The sequence below is a fragment of the Kitasatospora sp. RG8 genome, from assembly GCF_017813315.1.
In the GTDB taxonomy this organism is placed as follows: Bacteria; Actinomycetota; Actinomycetes; order Streptomycetales; family Streptomycetaceae; genus Kitasatospora.
Genome location: NZ_JAGIYX010000049.1, coordinates 1 through 18,251 on the forward strand (window position 1 = coordinate 1; position 18,251 = coordinate 18,251).

Genomic DNA, 18,251 nt, shown 5'->3' on the forward strand with positions numbered 1-18,251 from the left:
GGGCGGGTACGGGTACACGCGGGACTACCCGTTGGAGCGGATGATGCGGGACGCGAAGATCACGCAGATCTACGAGGGCACCAACCAGATCCAGCGGATCGTGATGGCCCGCAACCTGCCGTAACCAGCCGCACTGCGCCCCTTCGCGCCACAACGCGCAACGGCCCCCGGTCACCCGAGGTGACCGGGGGCCGTTCCGTGCCGCCGTGCCGCCGTGCCGCCGTGCCGCCGTGCCGCCGTGCCGCCGGCCCGTCAGCCCGCCAACTCGCGGACCACGGCGGCGAAACCGTGCACCAGCGGGTTGTCCGCGCCCTCCGGCCAGGCGAGCGCGACCCGCAGCGGCTCGACGTCGGTGAGCGGGACCCAGACGAGGTCCGGGCGGGCGTAGTAGCGGGCCAGGCCGGCCGGGGCGAAGCAGATGGCGGCGCCCTCGGCGACCTGTTCCAGCATCTCCTCGACGTTGTCGTTGGTCGGCCCCCAGCGCGGGGTCGAGCCGTCCGGGCGCGGGTTGACCGCCCACCAGTCGACCCAGGCGCGGGGCGCGCGCTCGGTCCACATCAGCGGCTCGTCGTTGACCTCCAGGACGGAGATGCCCGCGCGCCCGGCCAGCCGGTGGCCGGCGGGCAGGCCGGCGACCCTCGGCTCGGTGTGGACGATCTCCGCGTGCAGCCCGGTGAGGTCGGCGGGCAGCCAGACGAAGGCGACGTCCACCCGGCCGTCGCGCAGCCCGTCGGCCTCCTGGCCCCAGTCGAAGCGCTTCGGCTCGACCCGTACGCCCGCGTGCCGGCGGGCGAACTCGGCCCGTGCGCGGGTGGTCAACTCGCCTGCTCCGCTGGCCTCGAAGCCGACCCGCAGCACTCCGTCCGCGGCCCGCCGGTGCCGCTCGGCGGCGGTCGTGATCCGCTCCGCCTGGGCGACGGTGCGGCGGGCCTCGGCGACCACGTCGAGCCCGGCCGCGGTGGCGCTGACCCCGCCGGAGTGGCGGTCGAAGAGGCGGATGCCCAGCTCGGTCTCCAGGTTCCGCAGGGCGTAGGAGAGGGCGGGCTGGCTGACGTACAGGCGGGCGGCGGCGCGGCCGAGGTTGCCCTCGTCGGCGATCGCGATCAGGTAGTGCAGCTGACGCAGCTCCATGCGGTGATCATAGGAGCCGATGATCACCTGAGTTGGCGATCACCTGAGTTGGCGGCCGCGGGAGTTGACGGTCGAGGGAGTCGGCGATCGTCCGGTGGTCATAAAGCCTCCTTATCGAGCGACCAGGGTTCTGTCTTGGACGCCCCCCGGGCCGGGCTGGCATAAAAGAGTGCGTCAACTACCAAGTTTTCCAACGGTTCACGGAGGCACCCGGGATGACCAGCAGCACCCCCGAGAAGAACGCGGCCGGCCGGGTCTGGCTGATCACCGGCGCCAACTCCGGCTTCGGCCAGGCGATCGCGGAGGCCGCGCTGGCCGCCGGCGACACCGTGGTGGCGGCCGCCCGCCGTCCCGAGACGCTCGACGCGCTGGTCGCGGCCCACCCCGACCGGGTCGTCCCGGTCCGGCTGGACGTCACCGACCAGGCCGGGATCGCCTCCGTGGTGGCGGACACCCTGCTCTGGTACGGGCGGATCGACGTCCTGGTGAACAACGCCGGGCGCGGGCTGATCGGGGCCGTCGAGGAGTACACCGACCGCGACCTGCGGGACCTGATGGACCTGCACTTCTTCGGGCCGGCCGCACTCACCCGCGCCGTCCTGCCGCACATGCGGTCCCGGGGTTCCGGTGCCGTCGTCCAGATGAGCAGCATGGGCGGCCGGTTCTCGTTCCCCGGGGTGGGCGCCTACTCGGCCACCAAGTTCGCGCTGGAGGGGCTCTCCGAGGCGCTGGCGCTGGAGGTCGCCCAGTTCGGCGTCAAGGTGCTGATCGTCGAGCCCGGTTCCTTCCGCACCTCCTTCGCCGGGCCGGGCGCACTCGCCCAGACGCCGGCCATCCCCGCCTACGAGTCGGTGGTCGGCCCGGTCCGGTCCGCGCTGCCGGAGAGCGACGGCAAGCAGCCCGGCGATCCGGCCAAGGCCGCCGCCGCGATCCTGGCCGCCCTGGACGCCGAGCGGACCCCGCTGCGGCTGGCCCTCGGCAACGACGCCGTCGACGCGGTCCTCGGCAACCTCCAGGCCGCCGAGAAGGAGCTCAGGGAGTGGGAGCCGGTCGGCCGGGGGACCGACTTCGAGGCCTGACGGCTGGAGGAATCCCACAATATCTTCGTGTTCGAATCGGTCGGCTTGCACACCTGATCGAGCATCACCGCCCTGGCATGGTGGCGGAAGAGGCGACAGCTCCCCGTACCCACGAGGTGCGGGGAGTTGTGCCGCTGTCACAAGCGCTTCAACAGCCTGGGGGTTCGTTCGATGAGTGTCGACAACAACGGCGTGCTGGTCACCGGGCTCGGTGCGACGACGCCGCTCGGCGGGGACGTCGCCTCGACCTGGGCCGGTCTGCTGGCCGGCGAGTCGGGCATCCGCGCGATCGAGGAGGAGTGGGCCGCCGCACTGCCGGTCCGGATCGCCGGGCGGCTCAGGGTCGAGCCCTCCGAGGTGCTGGACCGGGTCCAGGCCCGGCGGATGGACCGCTGCGAGCAGGTGGCGCTGGTCGCAGCCCGCGAGGCCTGGGCGGACGCGGGGGCTCCCGAGGTGGACCCGGAGCGCCTCGCCGTGGTGATCGGCACCGGCACCGGCGGGTCGCTCACCATGCTCGCCCAGGACGACGTGCTGGAGGCCTCCGGGGTGCGGAAGGTCTCCCCGCACACCGTGCCGATGCTGATGGCTAACGGCCCGGCCGCCTGGGTCTCCATCGAGCTGGGTGCGAAGGCCGGCGCGCACACCCCGGTGAGCGCCTGTGCGTCCGGCGCCGAGGCGATCGCGATGGGCCTGGACCTGATCCGGCTCGGCCGGGCCGACGTGGTGGTGGCGGGCGGCGCCGAGGCGTGCATCTGCCCGCTGCCGCTGGCCGGATTCTCCCAGGCCAAGGCTCACTCGACCCGCAACGACGAGCCCGGGCGGGCGTCCCGGCCGTTCGACGCGGACCGGGACGGCTTCGTGATCGGCGAGGGCTCGGTGGTCGTCGTCCTGGAGCGCGCCGGGTTCGCCGCGGCCCGGTCCGCCCGTGCGCACGCCACCCTGGCGGGCGCGGCGGTCACCTCGGACGCGTACCACATCACGGCGGCCGCGGCGGAGGGGCAGGTCCGGGCGATGCGCCGGGCGGTCGCGGAGGCCGGGCTCGCCGCGGGGGACATCGACCTCGTCCACGCCCACGCCACCTCGACGCCGCTGGGCGACCTGGTCGAGGCCGAGTCGGTCACCGAGGCGATCGGCCTGCACCCGGCCGTCACCGCGACCAAGTCGATGACCGGCCACCTCTTCGGGGCCGCCGGTGCGGTCGGCGCGCTGACCGCCGTCCTCGCGCTGCGCGACGGCGTGGTGCCGGCCACGCGGAACCTGGAGAGACTCGACCCGGCGGTCAAGCTGGACGTGGTGGCGGGCGCCCCGCGGCGCGGCGCGCTGACCGCCGCCCTCACCAACTCCTTCGGCTTCGGCGGCCACAACGCGTCCCTGGTCTTCACCCCGGCGCCGTGAAAAGCCGCGCGACCGGAAGGCCCGGTGGTGTCTAGAGTCGCCGCATGCCTACGTCGTCACCGGCCCTGCGCCTGGAGCTGATCACCCCCGCCACCATCGATGCCGCGCTCGCCCTGAAGGTGCGGCCGGACCAGGAGGGGCTGGTGGCGCCGGTGGCGAAGTCGCTGGCCGAGGCGTACGCGTACGGCGACACCGCCTGGCCCCGGCTGATCTTCGACGGCGACCGGCTGGTCGGGTTCCTGATGGCGTTCTTCGACGTCCGCTTCGCCCCCGGGCATCCCGACGACCGTCCCCGCTCGGGCCTGTGGCGTCTCAACATCGCCGCGCAGGAGCAGGGTCGCGGCTACGGGCGCTTCGCCGTCGAGCAGGTCTGCGCGGAGATCCGCCGCCGCGGCGGGAACCGCGTTTCGGTCACCTACGTCCCGGGCGACCACGGGCCGGCCGGGTTCTACGAGAGCCTCGGCTTCCGCCCCACCGGGGAGTTGAGCGGCGACCAGGTGGTGGCCGAACTCGCCCTGTCGGAGGGCTGACCGCCGGGCGCCGCGCGGGGCGGAAGGCCGGACCGGCCTCCCGCCCCTTCGGCGTGTCCGGGGCTCAGCCCAGCAGCAGGTACTTGGTGGACTGGACGCCCCGGATGGAGCTGCAGTCGGTGTTCTGGACGCTCTGGCTGTAGGTGAAGCCCTTCGGGATCTCGCAGGCCCAGATGCCGTTGGCCGGCTTGCGGAGGTGGAAGGTCGTGGCCTGGACGCCCTGGTTGATGCTGCAGGCGCTGGTGTAGGTGATCATGTCGTAGGTGAAGGCGGGGGTGCCCATGCAGGCGGTGAGGCCGTCGACCGGGACCCGCAGGTGGTACATGTTGGAGGTCACGCCGGAGATCTGGCTGCAGGCGCTGCCCCAGGTGATGGCGTCGTAGACGAAGCCGGGCGAGCTCTTGCAGGCGGTCAGCCCGTCCACGGGGGTCCGCAGGTGGAACTGCGGCGCGTTCCAACTGCCGCTGCTGCACGTCCGGTTCATGGACACCTGGTCGTAGACGTAGCCGGCGGGGACGTCGCAGGCCCAGACCCCGTCGAGGCCGGTGGTGGCGGTGGTGGCGGCGGAGGCGGTGGTCGCGGTGGCGGCGCCGGAGAACAGCAGTGCCAGCGAGGCGAGAGCGGCGAGCACCAGGCGGATCGGGCCGGAGCGGGCGGTGCGTGCGGCGGACATGGGTCTCCCAAGGGGTGGCCGGTGGTGTGAAGGTCGCACGGTGATTCGGGCAGGATTCTGTGCCCGCCGCTGGTTTTAGCATGCTCATGTGGATCTCCGCACCCCCGCCGGACGGCAGGGGCGGATACCCGCCACCGGATGCCCGTCCGTCGGCCAGATCAGCGTGTTCGGCCCGTCGGACGGCCTCAGTCGAGCAGTGCCGCCGCCTCCTGGCGTGCCCGGTGCAGCCACTGCGCGCGGGTGGCGTCCGTCGAGTCGGTCACCGTCCGGAAGACGACCCGCCGCACGTCCGTCACGCCCACGTACGGCAGGACGCAGGCCGCCCAGATCCGCTCCAGCGGATCGCCGAACTCGCCGTGCTCGCGCTCCTCCGGGGTGTCGGAGGTGTTGAGCACCAGCGCCCGCCCGGCCCGGAGCAGCCCGGCCGGCTCGCCGTCCGCCGTGCCGAGCTTGTACGCCACGCCGGGGACCATGACCCGCTGCACCCACCCGGTCAGGACGGCGGGCGGCATGCCCCACCAGTTCGGGTGGACCAGGACGAGCGCGTCGAGGGTGGCCACCTCGGCGCGGTGCAGGGCGAGTTGAGGGTCGGCGGACTCGCCGGCCGCGGCGACGGTCTCCGTCTCCCCGGCGGTCAGCACCGGGGCGAACCCCTCCGCGCACAGGTCGTGTGCCACCACCTCGCAGCCGCGCCCGCGCAGTTCGTCCGCCACGGCGTCGGCCAGCGCGTGGTTGAAGCTCCCCGGGCGCGGATGCGCCAGATAGACCCCGATCCGCGTAGCTCCCATGTCCCCTGCCCCCTCGGTCTGTTGATGGCGCGCCGATCCTATGAGCGGGCCCGGCGCCGCGGACGCTCGGGTAGGGTGCCGGGCCGTGGCCGAACCGGCGTTCCCGGCCGCCACTCGGACCTTCCGCGACGCCGTCGCGGCCGACTGCGCCGGGCGCTACAGCGCCTGCGGCCGCCCGCCGACGCTGCTCAGCTGCGCCCGGCCCGAGGCGGTCACGATCACCTCGTCGAGGAGCTCGCGGGAGCGGACCAGATCGGTGATCATCCGGTCGATGCGGTCGCGCTCGACGGTGAGCTCCTCGACCAGACGCGGGGTGGCGATCTCGGACGGCCCGCCGTCGGAGTCCCGCATGCAGGGGAGGATTTGGGCGATCTTCTTGCTGTGCAGGCCGGCCGCGAAGAGCTCCTGGATCAGGATGACGCGGTCGACGGCGGCGTCCGGGTAGTCGCGGTGGCCGCCGAGGGTGCGATCGGCGGCGAGCAGTCCCTGCTTCTCGTAGTAGCGGAGCGAGCGCTCGCTGACGGCGGTGCGCTGGGCCAGTTGACCGATTCGCATGGGCTTCCACCTCGGCGTTCGTCGTCGGGTTCGAGAGCGGACTTGAAGTTGACACCGATGTTAGCTTCTACGGTCTCCCTCATGACGAACACGGCGAACACGGCGAGCACGACGACGACCGACACGACGACGACCGGCGCGACGAAGGCCGACACGACGACGAGCGCCGCGGGGACGGACACCGCGGGGGCAGGCGCAGCAGGGGCGGACACGGCCACCACGCACGCGACCTCGCTCTTCCAGCCCGCCCGCCTCGGCACGCTGGAGCTGGCGAACCGCCTGGTGATGGCGCCGATGACCCGCACCCGCGCCGCGGCCGACGGCGTCCCCCAGCCGATCATGGCCACCTACTACGCGCAGCGCGCCTCGGCAGGCCTGATCATCGCCGAGGCCGCCACCCCGAACGCCGTCGGCCGGACCTATGCCAACATCCCGGCCATCCACACCGCCGAACACGTCGCCGGATGGCGGCGCGTGACCGACGCCGTGCACGCGGCGGGCGGCCGGATGTACCTGCAGCTGCAGCACGGCGGCCGGGTCGGGCACCCGGAGAACAGCGGACTGGACCCGGTCGCGCCCTCGCCCGTCGCACTGCCGGAGGCCGTCCACACGCCGAGCGGCCCCCAGGAGGCGGTGGTGCCGCGGGAGATGACCGTCGCCGAGATCCGCGAGACGGTCGCCGACTTCGCGGCCGCCGCCCGCAACGCGGTCGCGGCGGGATTCGCGGGCGTCGAGGTGCACGCGGCCAACGGCTACCTGCTGCACCAGTTCCTGGCCCGGAACACCAACCGGCGCACCGACGCGTACGGCGGCCCGGTGGAGAACCGCGTGCGCTTCGTCGTCGAGGTGGTGCGGGCGGTGGCGGAGGCGGTCGGCGCCGAGCGGGTGGGGGTGCGGGTCTCCCCGGGCGTGACCGTCAACGGCATCGAGGAGGGCGACACCGGGGAGATCTACCGCGCCCTGCTCGGCGAGCTGGCGGGGGAGGGGCTGGCCTACCTGCACGTGGTCTTCGCCGACCCGCAGTCGCCCCTCTTCCAGGAGATCCGCAAGACCTGGGACGGCGTGCTGATCGGCAACCCGGTGCTCGGCTGGGGCGGGCCGCTCCCCGAGGACGGCGGCCGCTCGGCCGGTGAGCGGCTGCTCGCGGCGGGCGTCGACCTCGTCTCCTACGGCCGCGGCTTCCTCGCCAACCCCGACCTGGTCGAGCGCCTGCGTACCGGGGCACCGCTCAATCCGGTGCGCGGCGGCCTGATGTACGCGAGCGGCGCCGAGGGGTACACGGACTACCCGGTGCTCGCCGCCGGGTGAGCCGCCGCGGCACACCGGTGCCATGCGGTCCGGGACGGTGGCACGCCGTGACGGCTTTGCCGGGGCCGTCGCGCGTCGAGGGGTGCGGCATGCCATGATCCCTGCATGGGTTCCAACGTTTACTTCGACATCACCATCAACGACGAGCCGGCGGGCCGGATCGTCTTCAAGCTCTTCGACGACGTCGTCCCGAAGACCGCCCAGAACTTCCGCGAGCTGGCCACCGGCCAGCACGGCTTCGGCTACAAGGGCTCGTCCTTCCACCGGGTGATCCCGGGCTTCATGCTGCAGGGCGGTGACTTCACCCGCGGTGACGGCACCGGCGGCAAGAGCATCTACGGCGAGAAGTTCGCGGACGAGAACTTCCAGCTCAAGCACACCAAGCCGGGCCAGCTGTCGATGGCCAACGCCGGCCGCAACACCAACGGCTCGCAGTTCTTCATCACCACCATCGTGACCGACTGGCTGGACAACAAGCACGTCGTCTTCGGCGAGGTCGTCGAGAACATGGACCTGGTGACGAAGATCGAGTCGCTCGGCTCGCAGAGCGGCCGCACCAAGGCGAAGATCACCATCGCCGACTCGGGCATCGTGGAGTAGTCCAGCCCCTCCCGAGGCGCTGTGGAGCAGGACGTCGGCCCGGCCGACTTCCTGCTCCTCGCCGTTTCCGGGCCCGGCCAGTCCGGCCACCGCCCCGGCGGGCCCACGGCCATTCCGGCTCCGGCCACCGCCCCGGCGGCCCTAGGTCCAAGGACCGATGGCCGCCCGGCGCCCCGGCGCGCTGGAATGGGTGGCGTGGATCATTCCCCGGCACTCGACGACCTCACCGGCGCGCAGGTGGAGGCCTACCTGGCCCGGATCGGCCTGCCCGCACCCGAGCGGCCCTCGGCGGCCGCGCTCGCGGAGCTCCAGCGCGCGCACCTGGACGCCGTGCCGTTCGAGAACCTGAGCGTGCACCTCGGCGAGCCCGTGGTGCTCGGGACCGGCGCACTGTTCGAGAAGCTCGTCACCCGGCGCCGCGGCGGCTTCTGCTACGAACTCAACGGCGCCTTCGCGGCCCTGCTGCGCGCACTCGGCTACCGGGTGAGCCTGCTCGGCGCGCGCGTCCTCGACGGGGACCGGCCCGGCCCGCCGTTCGACCACCTCGCCCTGCGGGTGGACCTGGACCGGCCGTGGCTGGTCGACGTCGGCTTCGGCAGGTTCAGCCGGCTCCCGCTGCGGCTGGACGAGCGGGGTCAACAGTCGGACCCGGCGGGCGAGTTCACCCTCGTCCCGTACGGCGCCGACGAACTCGACGTGCGGATGGGCGGCGAGCCGCAGTACCGGCTCGGCCTGCGCCCCCACGAGCTGGCCGACTTCGTGCCGACCTGCTGGTGGCAGGCCACCTCGCCGGACTCGCACTTCACCCGCTCGGCCACCTGCTCGCTGCCGGCCCCGGACGGCGGCCGGGTGACCCTCAGTGGCACCCGCCTGATCCGCACCGCCGCCGACGGCGCGCGCACCGAGGAACTCCTCGACGGGGCCGGGGCGCTGGCCGCCTACCGCTCGCTCTTCGGCATCACGCTGGACCGCCTTCCCACGGTCCTGCACCCGCAGTAGCCGGAGCGGGCGGCCGCACGGGAAGTCCGCCGGTCCGGCTCCCAAGCCGAGCGCCTCCCGGACCAGGTGGCCCGGGAGGCGGTGGCGACGGTGGTGGACCGGCGCGGTGACGAGTGGCGTCCACCCGCTGCGTCGACGGCGTCATGCCACGTCGCGGGTGGTCACCGGGTCACTTCGTGTCGGGCACGGCGGTGTCGTTCTTGAACGCGTCGAAGACCTGCTTGGCCTTGGCGGCGTCCCACTTGACCGCCGACTCGCCGGTGCTGGTCTTGAAGTCGGGGTTGGCGATCGGGACGGTGATGCTCTTGCCGCCGCCGCCGTTGACGTCCTTCATCGCGAGGAAGAGCGAGCCGAGGTCGGTCAGGCCGGCGTCCTCGTCGACGATCAGGGTGCCGAGGCCGGAGTCCACCAGCGGGTAGAAGGTGAACGGGTTCAGCAGGGTGGCGGGCGAGGCGGCCTGCTTGGCCAGCGCGCCGAGGAACTTCTGCTGGTTGCGCATCCGGCCGAGGTCCTGGTCGGCCATCTGGTGGCGCTGGCGGACGAAGGCGAGGGCCTGGGTGCCGGTGAGGCTCTGGCAGCCCGCCTTGAGGTCGAGGCCGGAGTCCTTGTCCTTGACGTCCTGCTCGATGCACATGTCCACGCCGCCGACCGAGTCGACGATGCCGACGAACCCGGCGAAGCCGATCTCGGCGTAGTGGTCGATGCGGATGCCGGTGTTCAGCTCGACGGTCTGGGCGAGCAGCTTGCCGCCACCCGCCGCGAAGGCCGAGTTGATCTTCGAGCTGGTGGCCTTGACGGTCTTCCCGTTGTCGCCCGGGTGCTCGGGGATCGGCACCCAGGAGTCGCGCGGGATGCTCATCAGGGTGTTCCCGTTGTCCCCGATGTGCAGGATCATCATGGAGTCGCTGCGCTTGCCGCCCGCGTGGCCGGTGTGCAGGTCCTCCTCCTGGGAGTCGGAGAGGCCGTTGCGGCTGTCGGAGCCGACGATCAGCCAGTTGGTGCCCTTTCCGGCGGCCGGGCGGCCCGGGTAGTCGGCGAGCACGTTCTCGTGGTTGAGCTTGGAGCCGGCCCAGAACCAGGTCGAGACGGCGGTCACCATCATCGCGATCAGGACGCCGAACACCGACCACTTGACGATCCGGCGTCGCGGCCAGCGCGAGGAGCGGGCGGCGGAGGGCGGCTGGGTGCCGCCCGGGGCTATCGGCCCGCCGGGCCCGCCCGACCCACCCGGCCCGCCGGGGCCACCGGGCGCCCCCGGTCCCTGCGCCGGCACCCCGGGCCGCGCGCCCGGCTGCGGCTGCCCGTAGCCCTGGGCCGGCCCGTAACCGGGGGCCTGCCCGGGAGCCGGCGCCTGCCCGCCGGACGGCTGCCCGTACTCCTGCGGCTGCCGCGGCGCCGGGGCCCCCGGCCCGCGCGGGTTCAGCGAAGCCGGAAGCGGCGGCTCGGCCGCCGCACCGCCGCCGCTGCGCCCGTACGCACCGCCGCCGCCGTTGCCGCCGCCGTACGGGTTCCCGCCGCCGCCCGGGCGGCCCTCCTGCCACGTGTTCATGTGGGAGAGGATGCCCGACGCCGGGTGCGGTGACTCCCCCCGGGGCCCTCACCAGGCCCCTTGTAGCAGTTTTGATGCACGTGCCGGATCGTTCCGCCGCAACTTCGCGCGGGGGCGTACCCGGGGGCCGCACCCGGTGTGCGGCCGCCCCCGCCGCGTCTCACCATCCGTCTCACCCGGTGTTCACCAGCCGGAACGATCCTTGACCGGCCGGAACGCTGCGTGTTTGCATGACTGCCATGGATCAGCGATGGACCCTCACGCGTCGGCGGCACGTCGACCTTCAGCGTGTGTCCTGTTCGCTCTGTCGTGGCTGACGCGCGCCCGTCGAACCCTCTCCATTCCCCTCCCGCGCCGCACCTTCCCGCGCCGCTCCCCGCTCCTCCGCACCATGACCGCCGCCGCCCGCGCGGCGCGCGCCCTGCTGCGGAAGCGCCGTCCCCGCTTCCCGCCCAGAGGTGAACCCCATGGCCACCGTCCTGTCCGTCTCCGGCTCCCCGTCCGCGACCTCCCGCACCACCCGCCTGCTGCGTCACGTCGACGCGCGGCTCGAATCCCACGGCCACCACGTCGTCCCCTTCGAGGCGCGCAGCCTGCCCGCGCACGCCCTGCTCTCGGCGGACTTCTCCCACCCCGAGATCGCCGCCGCCGCGGAGCTGTTCGCCCGGGCGGACGGAATCGTCATCGGCACCCCCGTCTACAAGGCCGCCTACTCGGGCCTGCTGAAGACCCTGCTGGACGTGCTCCCGCAGTACGCGCTGACCGGCAAGGCCGTCCTGCCGCTGGCCACCGGCGGCTCCACCGCGCACGTGCTGGCGGTGGACTACGCGCTGCGCCCGGTGCTCAGCTCGATGGGCGCCGGCCACATCACCCAGGGCTGGTTCGTGCTCGACCGCCACATCACCGTCCGGGAGGACGGCGGCACGGTGATCGAGCGCGAGACGGACGTCCTGCTGACGCCGGTGGTCGACGCCTTCGCGGCCGCGCTGGAGCGGCTCGCCGCGCCGGCGCTGACCTGCTGACGGGCCGTCGGGAACGGTCCTGCGCGGGCCGACCCCGAGACGGGTGGCGGCGACCCCTAGGGGGAGGGGCGCCGCGCCCCGTACAACTACGGTTGAGGCGCTTCATACCGGCGGATGACGAGCGATCGCGCCGCCGCTCCTAACGTGGATCACATCCCCGCTCGTGCGGACCGGGGCCCCGGTTCTCCGGAACCTGGGCCTGGGTGCATCTGGAGGGTGGGGCTAACTCCCGGTCGAGGACTACGTCCTGCACCCTGTCGCAGCACGGGTCGCAGCGACAAGGCTGGGGGCAACGGGTGGGCCCACTTCTTAGGAGACTCCAGTGACGACGGCAGCAGCCGTGTACGACCCCCAGCTTCCCGGCGGCGCGGCCGCCGTCGCGGCCTCAGCGCGTCAGGTGACCAAGGCCTACGGCTCCGGCGAGACCAGGGTCACCGCGCTGGACGCGGTGGACGTGGACATCCAGCGCGGCCGCTTCACCGCGATCATGGGCCCCTCGGGCTCCGGCAAGTCGACCCTGATGCACTGCCTGGCCGGCCTGGACACCGTCACCGAGGGCCGGATCTGGATCGGCGACACCGAGATCACCGGCCTGAAGGACAAGCAGCTCACCAGGCTGCGCCGGGACAAGATCGGCTTCATCTTCCAGGCGTTCAACCTGCTCCCGACGCTGAACGCGCTGGAGAACATCACGCTCCCGATGGACATCGCCGGCCGCAAGCCGGACGCCGCCTGGCTGGACCAGGTGGTCGAGACCGTCGGCCTGGCCGGGCGGCTCAAGCACCGACCCACCCAGCTCTCCGGCGGCCAGCAGCAGCGCGTCGCGGTGGCCCGGGCGCTGGCCGCCCGCCCCGAGATCATCTTCGGGGACGAGCCCACCGGGAACCTCGACTCGCGGGCCGGCGCCGAGGTGCTGACCTTCCTGCGCCGCTCGGTGGACGAGCTGGGCCAGACCATCGTGATGGTCACCCACGACCCGGTCGCCGCCGGCTACGCGGACCGCGTGCTCTTCCTCGCCGACGGCGTGATCGTCGACGAGATGCACGCCCCCACCGCCGACTCCGTCCTCGAACGCATGCGCCGTTTCGACGGCAAGCGCACCAGCTGAGCGGGCGGGCACAGGACCATGCTGCTCAAGACGTCACTGAGGACCTTCTTCGCCCACAAGGGCCGGATGGTGCTCTCCCTGATCGCGGTCGTGCTGTCGGTCGCGTTCGTGTCCGGCACCCTGGTGTTCTCCAACACCGCCACCAGCACCTTCGACAAGCTCTTCGCGGCCACGGCCTCCGACCTCTCCGTCCAGCCGCCCAAGCCCGACAACGGCGACGACGACCAGCGCGACAGGACCCCGACGCTGCCGGCGGACACCGCGCAGAAGGTGGCCGCGACCGCCGGTGTGAAGACGGCCGTCGGCCAGGTGATGGTCGCCAACGCGACCCTGGTCAACCCGGCCACCAACAAGGTGGTCGGCCCGACCAGCGGCGCCCCCACCCTGACCGGCAACTGGACGGACACCCCGCGCAACGCGGTGGAGATCACCTCCGGCCACGTCCCGCAGGGCCCGGGCGAGGTGGTGCTCGACGCCGACACGGTGAAGAAGTCCAAGCTCGGCCTCGGCGCCGGGCTGCGGGTGATCACCGCGGACGGCAAGCACGACTTCACCATCGTGGGCATCGCCTCCTTCAAGACCACCAACCCGGGCGCGGCGCTGGCCTTCCTGGACACCGCCACCGCCCAGCAGGTGCTGCTGGGCGAGACCGCCTTCACCTCGGTCGAGGCGTTCGGCGACGGCAGCCGCGGCAACGACCAGCTCAAGGCCGACCTGCTCGGCAAGCTGGGCAGCGGCTACCAGGCCAAGACGGCCGCCGAGCAGAAGGACGAGAACGACAAGAGCGTCGGTGCCGGGCTCGACTTCATGAAGTACGCGATGCTCGGCTTCGGCGGCATCTCGCTGCTGGTCGGCGGCTTCCTGATCATCAACACCTTCTCGATGCTGGTCGCCCAGCGCACCCGCGAGATCGGGCTGCTGCGCGCCATCGGCGGCAGCCGCAGCCAGGTGAACCGTTCGGTGCTGGCCGAAGCGCTGATCCTCGGTGTGCTCGGTTCGACGCTCGGCATCGGGGCGGGCGTCGGCCTGGCGGTCGGCCTCATCAAGCTGATGAACGCCGTCGGGATGAACCTCAACGCCGGAGACCTCCGGATCGGGCTGAACGTGCCGGTCGCCGCCTACGCGGTCGGCATCCTGGTCACCGTGGCGGCGGCCTGGATCCCGGCCCGCCGGGCCAGCCGGATCGCCCCGATCGCGGCCCTGCGCGACCACGGCACCCCGGCCGAGGGGCGCTCCAACATCGTCCGCACGATCGTCGGCCTGGTGCTGACCGCGGGCGGCGCCGGCCTCCTGGTGCTGGCCGCAGGCGCCGACAAGGCCGGTACCGGCGGCAAGCTCCTCGGTCTCGGCGTGCTGCTCAGCCTGGTCGGCTTCGTGGTGCTCGGCCCGCTGCTGGCCACCACCGTGGTCCGCGTGCTCGGTGCGCTGCTCCCGGCCCTGTTCGGCCCGTCCGGCAGGCTCGCCCAGCGCAACGCGGCCCGCAACCCGCGTCGCACGGGTGCCACCGCCGCCGCGCTGATGATCGGTCTCGCGCTGGTGATCGGCGCCTCGGTGTTCACCAACTCGGCGACCAAGTCGACCAACGCGCAGATCGACAAGAACGTCGGCGCCGACTACACGGTCGACGGCGGCCGCACGGGCCTCAGCCCGGAGATCATCGCCGCCGTCAAGACGGCCCCCGGCCTGGCGCACGTCACCGAGGAGAAGTACCTGCGCGGTGCGGCCATCGTGACGGCGGACGGTTCCAGCACCAAGGGGATCGCGGCGGTCTCCGGCACCTTCACCGACGACTTCTCGCTGCCGGCCGCGTCCGGCGGCCCCGACTTCCTCAAGCAGGGCGGGCTGGCGGTCGGCCAGGACTTCGCCAAGGACCACAACGTCAAGGTCGGCGACACCGTCAAGGTCGACTACGGCAAGGGCCACATCCAGTCGGTGCCGGTCGGCATGATCATCGGAAAGGGCAACTCGCTCTTCAGCGGCGCCTCCTTCATCGGGATCGACACCGTCGCCAAGGCCGTCCCGGCGGCCGAGCAGCCGGCGACCGGGCAGCTGTACGCCAAGGCGGCCCCGGGGGCGGACGTCGCGAAGACGCTCACCGCACTGCAGGACGCGGTCAAGGAGTACCCGCAGGTCCAGGTCGTGGACAAGGCCGGCTACAAGGAGATCGTCCAGAGCCAGATCAACACCCTGCTCTACCTGATCTACGGCCTGCTCGGCGTGGCGATCGTGGTCGCGGTGCTCGGCGTGGTCAACACCCTGGCGCTCTCGGTGGTCGAGCGGACCCGCGAGATCGGCCTGCTGCGGGCGATCGGGATCTCCCGGCGCCAGCTGCGCCGGATGATCCGGCTGGAGTCCGTGGTGATCGCGTTGTTCGGCGCGGTCCTCGGCACCGGCCTCGGCCTGGCCTGGGGCGTCACCGCCCAGCAGGTCCTGAAGGAGAACGGGCTGGAGTCGCTGGCCGTCCCGACCGGCACGATCATCGGCACGCTGATCGCCTCGGTGGTCATCGGCCTGCTGGCCGCCCTCGTCCCGGCCTTCCGGGCCGGGCGGATGAACGTCCTCGCGGCGATCGCGACGGACTGAGCCCCCGGATCGGGGGACCGGGGGACGGCAGGGGCCGGGTGCGCGACAGCACCCGGCCCCTGCCGCGTGCCCGGCCCGGGTGCACGGCTACGGGCAGACGACGTCCGCCGCCTTCCCGGCCGCCGAGGAGGCCGCCGCCGACGGCGCGGCGGATGCCGGTGCAGGTGCCGGCGGGGGCGGGGGCGCAGCCCTGGCGGACGGGCCGGTGCCCGTCGAGGGGCCCGGAGCACCTGCCGAGGCGCCCGGAGCGCCCGCCGGCGGGCCCGCCGCAGCCGGGTAGTCCGTGCCCGCGAACACCTGCACCACGGGCCCGAGCCCTTGAACGGCCGCCAGCTCCGCGCCCGGCAGGGCGGCCGCCAGCGTCCGCGCCGACTCGGCCCAGCGCGGGTCGTACCGGACCGCCGTCCGGCCGGACGCCGTGCCCGCCGGGGCGTTGGACGGTGCGCCGGTGGTGGCGAACCCGGCCCGCCGCAGGTCCCCGTCGACCCGGGCGCCGAGCCCGGCGGTCCCGGTCGCGTTGAACACCTGGACGCGCACCTGTTCCGGGGCCACCGTGGGCGCCGCGGCCCCACCCGCAGCCGCACCCCCACCCACAGCCGCCGGGGACGCCGGGGACGCGCCCGCCGCCGGGGACGCCGGGGACGCGCCCGCCTCCGGGGTCGCCGGAACACCCGCCGTCACGCCCTCCAGCGGCCGGCCGGCCCGTAGCGCGTCGAACAGGGCCCGGGCCCCGGCCTGGTCCCAGAGCACCGTCGAGCCCCACCCGCTCACCTGGTGGTCCAGCTGCGCCAGCGGGACGGTCGCGAAGTCGGCCCGGCCCCCCGACAGGTCCTTCATCCGGGTGGCCAGGGTGATCAGCTCGTCCGCGGTGAGGTCCTTGTCGGCCTTGACCGAGCCGAGCAGGCTGTCCGTGACCCGGGCCAGCCGGACCGGGTTGAGCAGGGTGCCGCCGTCGGCGAGCTGGTGCAGCAGCTGGGCGACCAGCTTCTGCTGCCGGTGCATCCGCCCCAGGTCGGAGCTGGCGTCCACGTGCCGGGCACGGACGTACCTGAGCGCCCCGGCGCCGTCCAGGGTGCTGGTGCCGGCCGGCAGGTCGAGGCCGGAGTACTCGTCCTTGAGCGGCTTGGCGGTGCACACCCGCACCCCGCCGACGGCGTCCACGGCGGAGACGAAGCCGGCGAAGTCGACCTGGACGTAGTGGTCGATCCGCAGCCCGGTGTTCTGCTCCACGGTGGCGACGGTGAGCTGCGGCCCGCCCATTCCGTACGCGGCGTTGATCTTGCCCTTGCCGGCCGGGACCTCCTTGTTGGTGGCGCGGTCGCGGTGGGCGGGGATGTCCACGTAGGAGTCGCGCGGGATGCTGACCACGTCGGCCCGGGCGCCGTCCCCGGCGAGCTGGACGATCATCATGGTGTCGGTGCAGTGGCAGGACTCGCCCCCGGCGTGCAGCACCTCCTTGAGCGTCTTCTCCGGGATGCCGTCCCGCTCGTCGGTGCCGACCACCAGGAAGGTGGTGGAGCCGTCGTCGGCGGGCCGGGCCTGGTCGCCGCTGAAGGCCTCCACCCGGTCGATCGAGCCGAGGCCGTGCAGCACGGCCCAGCCTCCGCAGGAGGTGGCGAGGACGCCGAAGGCGATGCCCGCGGCCAGCCGGCGGGGCCAGGCACGGCGTCGGCCGGGCTGGGCGTGGAGGGGGGAGACGGGCATCTCTCGGATGGTAGGGGCGGCCCGCTCCGGGCCGGGTGAGGGCGCGCCGTGGGCTGGGGGTACGGTGGGCCTGGACGATGAAACGTTCCTCCGGTGAAGGGTGTGCGGAGGTACCCGAACCGGGACAAGACGGCGACCCTTCGGCACCGGTACGGTTGGCCCCGATGAACACCAAGGCTGCTGAGGAGCTGCCGGCGGTCTCCGTGATCATGCCGGTGCTCAACGAGGAACGACACCTGCGTACGGCCGTCCGGCACATCCTGGAACAGGACTACGCCGGGCCGATGGAGGTGGTGATCGCCCTCGGCCCGTCCTCCGACCGCACCGCGCAGATCGCCGCCGAGCTGACCGCGGAGGACCCGCGGGTCCGTACGGTGGAGAACCCCACCGGTCGCACCCCCGCGGGGCTGAACGCGGCGATCCGGGGCTCCAGCCACCCGATAGTGGTCCGCGTCGACGGACACGGCCTGCTGACCCCCGGCTACATCACCACGGCGGTCCGGCTGCTGGGCGACATGGAGGCCGCCAACGTCGGCGGCATCATGCACGCCGAGGGCGAGACCGAGTGGGAGAACGCGGTCGCCGCCGCGATGACCTCCAAGATCGGCGTCGGCAACGCGGCCTTCCACACCGGCGGCCTGGCCGGCCCGGCGGACACCGTCTACCTCGGGGTGTTCCGGCGCGAGGTGCTGGAGAAGCTCGGCGGCTACAACGAGGAGTTCGTCCGCGCCCAGGACTGGGAGCTGAACTACCGCATCCGCCAGGACGGCGGGCTGGTCTGGTTCACCCCGCAGCTGCGGGTCACCTACCGGCCGCGCCCCACCGTGCGGGCGCTGGCCAAGCAGTACAAGGACTACGGGCGCTGGCGCCGGGTGGTCACCCGGTACCACCGGGGCTCGGTCAACCTCCGTTACCTCGCCCCGCCGGCCGCCTTCCTCGGCGTCACGCTCGGACTGCTGCTCGGCGTGGCCGTCCACCCGGCCTTCCTCGCGGTGCCCGGTGCCTACCTGCTGGGCATCCTCGGCGGCGCGCTGTCCGAGGGCCGCGGCCTCTCGCCGAAGGCCAAGGCGCTGCTGCCGGTGGCCTTCGCGACCATGCACCTCAGCTGGGGCTTCGGCTTCCTCACCTCGCCGCGCTCGCTGGCCCGCCGGGTGATCGGCAGCCGGGCCCAGTCCAGCGCCGACGTGGTGGCCAAGGCGGGCTGACCGGAGCCCGCGGGCCCGATCG

18 protein-coding genes are annotated in these 18,251 nt (G+C 73.2%); 12 read left to right on the top strand and 6 right to left on the bottom strand.

All coding sequences use genetic code 11. The annotated features are described in order from the left end of the window. Positions 1–124 (top strand): acyl-CoA dehydrogenase family protein (locus tag J5Y04_RS38990; protein ID WP_256463564.1); only part of this gene is annotated, 124 nt, incomplete at its 5' end. Positions 125–252: 128 nt separating this feature from the next. Here J5Y04_RS38990 and J5Y04_RS38995 read toward each other — a convergent pair. Then, positions 253–1,131 (bottom strand): LysR family transcriptional regulator, encoded by an 879-nt coding sequence (locus tag J5Y04_RS38995; RefSeq protein ID WP_209417286.1) that lies wholly within the window; start codon positions 1,129–1,131, stop codon positions 253–255. A 215-nt stretch (positions 1,132–1,346) separates the two neighbouring features. On the opposite strand from J5Y04_RS38995, the gene J5Y04_RS39000 reads away from it, so the two are divergent. From J5Y04_RS39000 to J5Y04_RS39010, 3 genes are all read left to right on the top strand, one after another. Next, positions 1,347–2,210 carry an oxidoreductase gene (locus J5Y04_RS39000; RefSeq protein ID WP_209417287.1) on the top strand — a complete coding sequence of 288 codons (864 nt, stop codon included), beginning with the start codon at positions 1,347–1,349 and terminating at the stop codon, positions 2,208–2,210. Positions 2,211–2,381: 171 nt separating this feature from the next. Then, positions 2,382–3,605, top strand: a complete 1,224-nt coding sequence (locus J5Y04_RS39005; RefSeq protein WP_148644546.1) for a beta-ketoacyl synthase — start codon at positions 2,382–2,384, stop codon at positions 3,603–3,605. A 44-nt stretch (positions 3,606–3,649) separates the two neighbouring features. After that, positions 3,650–4,135, top strand: coding sequence for a GNAT family N-acetyltransferase (locus J5Y04_RS39010; protein WP_209417288.1), 486 nt, complete (start codon positions 3,650–3,652; stop codon positions 4,133–4,135). A 64-nt stretch (positions 4,136–4,199) separates the two neighbouring features. Here J5Y04_RS39010 and J5Y04_RS39015 read toward each other — a convergent pair whose 3' ends face one another. The 3 genes from J5Y04_RS39015 to J5Y04_RS39025 all read right to left on the bottom strand — a co-directional run bounded on the left by J5Y04_RS39015 (position 4,200) and on the right by J5Y04_RS39025 (position 6,151). Further along, complete coding sequence (locus J5Y04_RS39015; protein ID WP_209417289.1) at positions 4,200–4,808, bottom strand: hypothetical protein; 609 nt, start codon at positions 4,806–4,808, stop codon at positions 4,200–4,202. 185 nt (positions 4,809–4,993) lie between these two features. Continuing rightward, on the bottom strand, positions 4,994–5,596 hold the full coding sequence (locus J5Y04_RS39020; protein WP_209417290.1) for an NAD(P)H-dependent oxidoreductase: 603 nt from the start codon (positions 5,594–5,596) through the stop codon (positions 4,994–4,996). 156 nt (positions 5,597–5,752) lie between these two features. Continuing rightward, complete coding sequence (locus tag J5Y04_RS39025) at positions 5,753–6,151, bottom strand: MerR family transcriptional regulator (RefSeq protein ID WP_209417291.1); 399 nt, start codon at positions 6,149–6,151, stop codon at positions 5,753–5,755. An 81-nt stretch (positions 6,152–6,232) separates the two neighbouring features. On the opposite strand from J5Y04_RS39025, the gene J5Y04_RS39030 reads away from it, so the two are divergent. The 3 genes from J5Y04_RS39030 (at position 6,233) to J5Y04_RS39040 (ending at position 9,058) form a co-directional block, all read left to right on the top strand. Beyond that, entirely contained in the window at positions 6,233–7,459 is a 1,227-nt protein-coding gene (locus J5Y04_RS39030; RefSeq protein WP_209417292.1) for an alkene reductase, read from the top strand. A gap of 105 nt (positions 7,460–7,564) precedes the next feature. Then, complete coding sequence (locus tag J5Y04_RS39035; RefSeq protein WP_209417293.1) at positions 7,565–8,059, top strand: peptidylprolyl isomerase; 495 nt, start codon at positions 7,565–7,567, stop codon at positions 8,057–8,059. A gap of 186 nt (positions 8,060–8,245) precedes the next feature. Then, positions 8,246–9,058: an arylamine N-acetyltransferase gene (locus J5Y04_RS39040; RefSeq protein WP_209417294.1), complete on the top strand. Its 813-nt coding sequence runs from the start codon at positions 8,246–8,248 to the stop codon at positions 9,056–9,058. Between the two features lie 169 nt (positions 9,059–9,227). On the opposite strand, the gene J5Y04_RS39045 is transcribed toward J5Y04_RS39040, so the two are convergent. After that, on the bottom strand, positions 9,228–10,607 hold the full coding sequence (locus tag J5Y04_RS39045; protein WP_209417295.1) for an LCP family protein: 1,380 nt from the start codon (positions 10,605–10,607) through the stop codon (positions 9,228–9,230). Between the two features lie 239 nt (positions 10,608–10,846). Between J5Y04_RS39045 and J5Y04_RS44100 the strand changes: the two genes are divergently transcribed. The 4 genes from J5Y04_RS44100 to J5Y04_RS39060 all read left to right on the top strand — a co-directional run bounded on the left by J5Y04_RS44100 (position 10,847) and on the right by J5Y04_RS39060 (position 15,320). After that, positions 10,847–10,924, top strand: a complete 78-nt coding sequence (locus J5Y04_RS44100; RefSeq protein WP_359810240.1) for a putative leader peptide — start codon at positions 10,847–10,849, stop codon at positions 10,922–10,924. Positions 10,925–11,074: 150 nt separating this feature from the next. Beyond that, positions 11,075–11,629, top strand: a complete 555-nt coding sequence (ssuE, locus tag J5Y04_RS39050; RefSeq protein WP_209417296.1) for an NADPH-dependent FMN reductase — start codon at positions 11,075–11,077, stop codon at positions 11,627–11,629. A 322-nt stretch (positions 11,630–11,951) separates the two neighbouring features. After that, positions 11,952–12,737: an ABC transporter ATP-binding protein gene (locus tag J5Y04_RS39055; protein WP_209417297.1), complete on the top strand. Its 786-nt coding sequence runs from the start codon at positions 11,952–11,954 to the stop codon at positions 12,735–12,737. A gap of 18 nt (positions 12,738–12,755) precedes the next feature. Further along, positions 12,756–15,320: an ABC transporter permease gene (locus J5Y04_RS39060; protein ID WP_209417298.1), complete on the top strand. Its 2,565-nt coding sequence runs from the start codon at positions 12,756–12,758 to the stop codon at positions 15,318–15,320. An 87-nt stretch (positions 15,321–15,407) separates the two neighbouring features. On the opposite strand, the gene J5Y04_RS39065 is transcribed toward J5Y04_RS39060, so the two are convergent. After that, positions 15,408–17,024 carry an LCP family protein gene (locus tag J5Y04_RS39065; RefSeq protein WP_209417299.1) on the bottom strand — a complete coding sequence of 539 codons (1,617 nt, stop codon included), beginning with the start codon at positions 17,022–17,024 and terminating at the stop codon, positions 15,408–15,410. Between the two features lie 164 nt (positions 17,025–17,188). On the opposite strand from J5Y04_RS39065, the gene J5Y04_RS39070 reads away from it, so the two are divergent. Next, complete coding sequence (locus J5Y04_RS39070; RefSeq protein WP_209417300.1) at positions 17,189–18,229, top strand: glycosyltransferase family 2 protein; 1,041 nt, start codon at positions 17,189–17,191, stop codon at positions 18,227–18,229. The last annotated feature ends 22 nt before the right edge of the window (positions 18,230–18,251 follow it).

Bases quoted from the DNA above. Each gene is read 5' to 3' on its own strand.
- J5Y04_RS38995 (WP_209417286.1), bottom strand. From the start codon at position 1,131: ATGGAGCTGCGTCAGCTGCACTACCTGATCGCGATCGCCGACGAGGGC.
- J5Y04_RS39060 (WP_209417298.1), top strand. From the start codon at position 12,756: ATGCTGCTCAAGACGTCACTGAGGACCTTCTTCGCCCACAAGGGCCGG.
- J5Y04_RS39005 (WP_148644546.1), top strand. From the start codon at position 2,382: ATGAGTGTCGACAACAACGGCGTGCTGGTCACCGGGCTCGGTGCGACG.
- J5Y04_RS39040 (WP_209417294.1), top strand. From the start codon at position 8,246: ATGGGTGGCGTGGATCATTCCCCGGCACTCGACGACCTCACCGGCGCG.
- J5Y04_RS39010 (WP_209417288.1), top strand. From the start codon at position 3,650: ATGCCTACGTCGTCACCGGCCCTGCGCCTGGAGCTGATCACCCCCGCC.
- J5Y04_RS39025 (WP_209417291.1), bottom strand. From the start codon at position 6,151: ATGCGAATCGGTCAACTGGCCCAGCGCACCGCCGTCAGCGAGCGCTCG.
- J5Y04_RS39045 (WP_209417295.1), bottom strand. From the start codon at position 10,607: ATGAACACGTGGCAGGAGGGCCGCCCGGGCGGCGGCGGGAACCCGTAC.
- ssuE (WP_209417296.1), top strand. From the start codon at position 11,075: ATGGCCACCGTCCTGTCCGTCTCCGGCTCCCCGTCCGCGACCTCCCGC.
- J5Y04_RS39065 (WP_209417299.1), bottom strand. From the start codon at position 17,024: ATGCCCGTCTCCCCCCTCCACGCCCAGCCCGGCCGACGCCGTGCCTGG.
- J5Y04_RS39000 (WP_209417287.1), top strand. From the start codon at position 1,347: ATGACCAGCAGCACCCCCGAGAAGAACGCGGCCGGCCGGGTCTGGCTG.
- J5Y04_RS39020 (WP_209417290.1), bottom strand. From the start codon at position 5,596: ATGGGAGCTACGCGGATCGGGGTCTATCTGGCGCATCCGCGCCCGGGG.
- J5Y04_RS39035 (WP_209417293.1), top strand. From the start codon at position 7,565: ATGGGTTCCAACGTTTACTTCGACATCACCATCAACGACGAGCCGGCG.
- J5Y04_RS39070 (WP_209417300.1), top strand. From the start codon at position 17,189: ATGAACACCAAGGCTGCTGAGGAGCTGCCGGCGGTCTCCGTGATCATG.
- J5Y04_RS39015 (WP_209417289.1), bottom strand. From the start codon at position 4,808: ATGTCCGCCGCACGCACCGCCCGCTCCGGCCCGATCCGCCTGGTGCTC.
- J5Y04_RS39030 (WP_209417292.1), top strand. From the start codon at position 6,233: ATGACGAACACGGCGAACACGGCGAGCACGACGACGACCGACACGACG.
- J5Y04_RS44100 (WP_359810240.1), top strand. From the start codon at position 10,847: ATGGATCAGCGATGGACCCTCACGCGTCGGCGGCACGTCGACCTTCAG.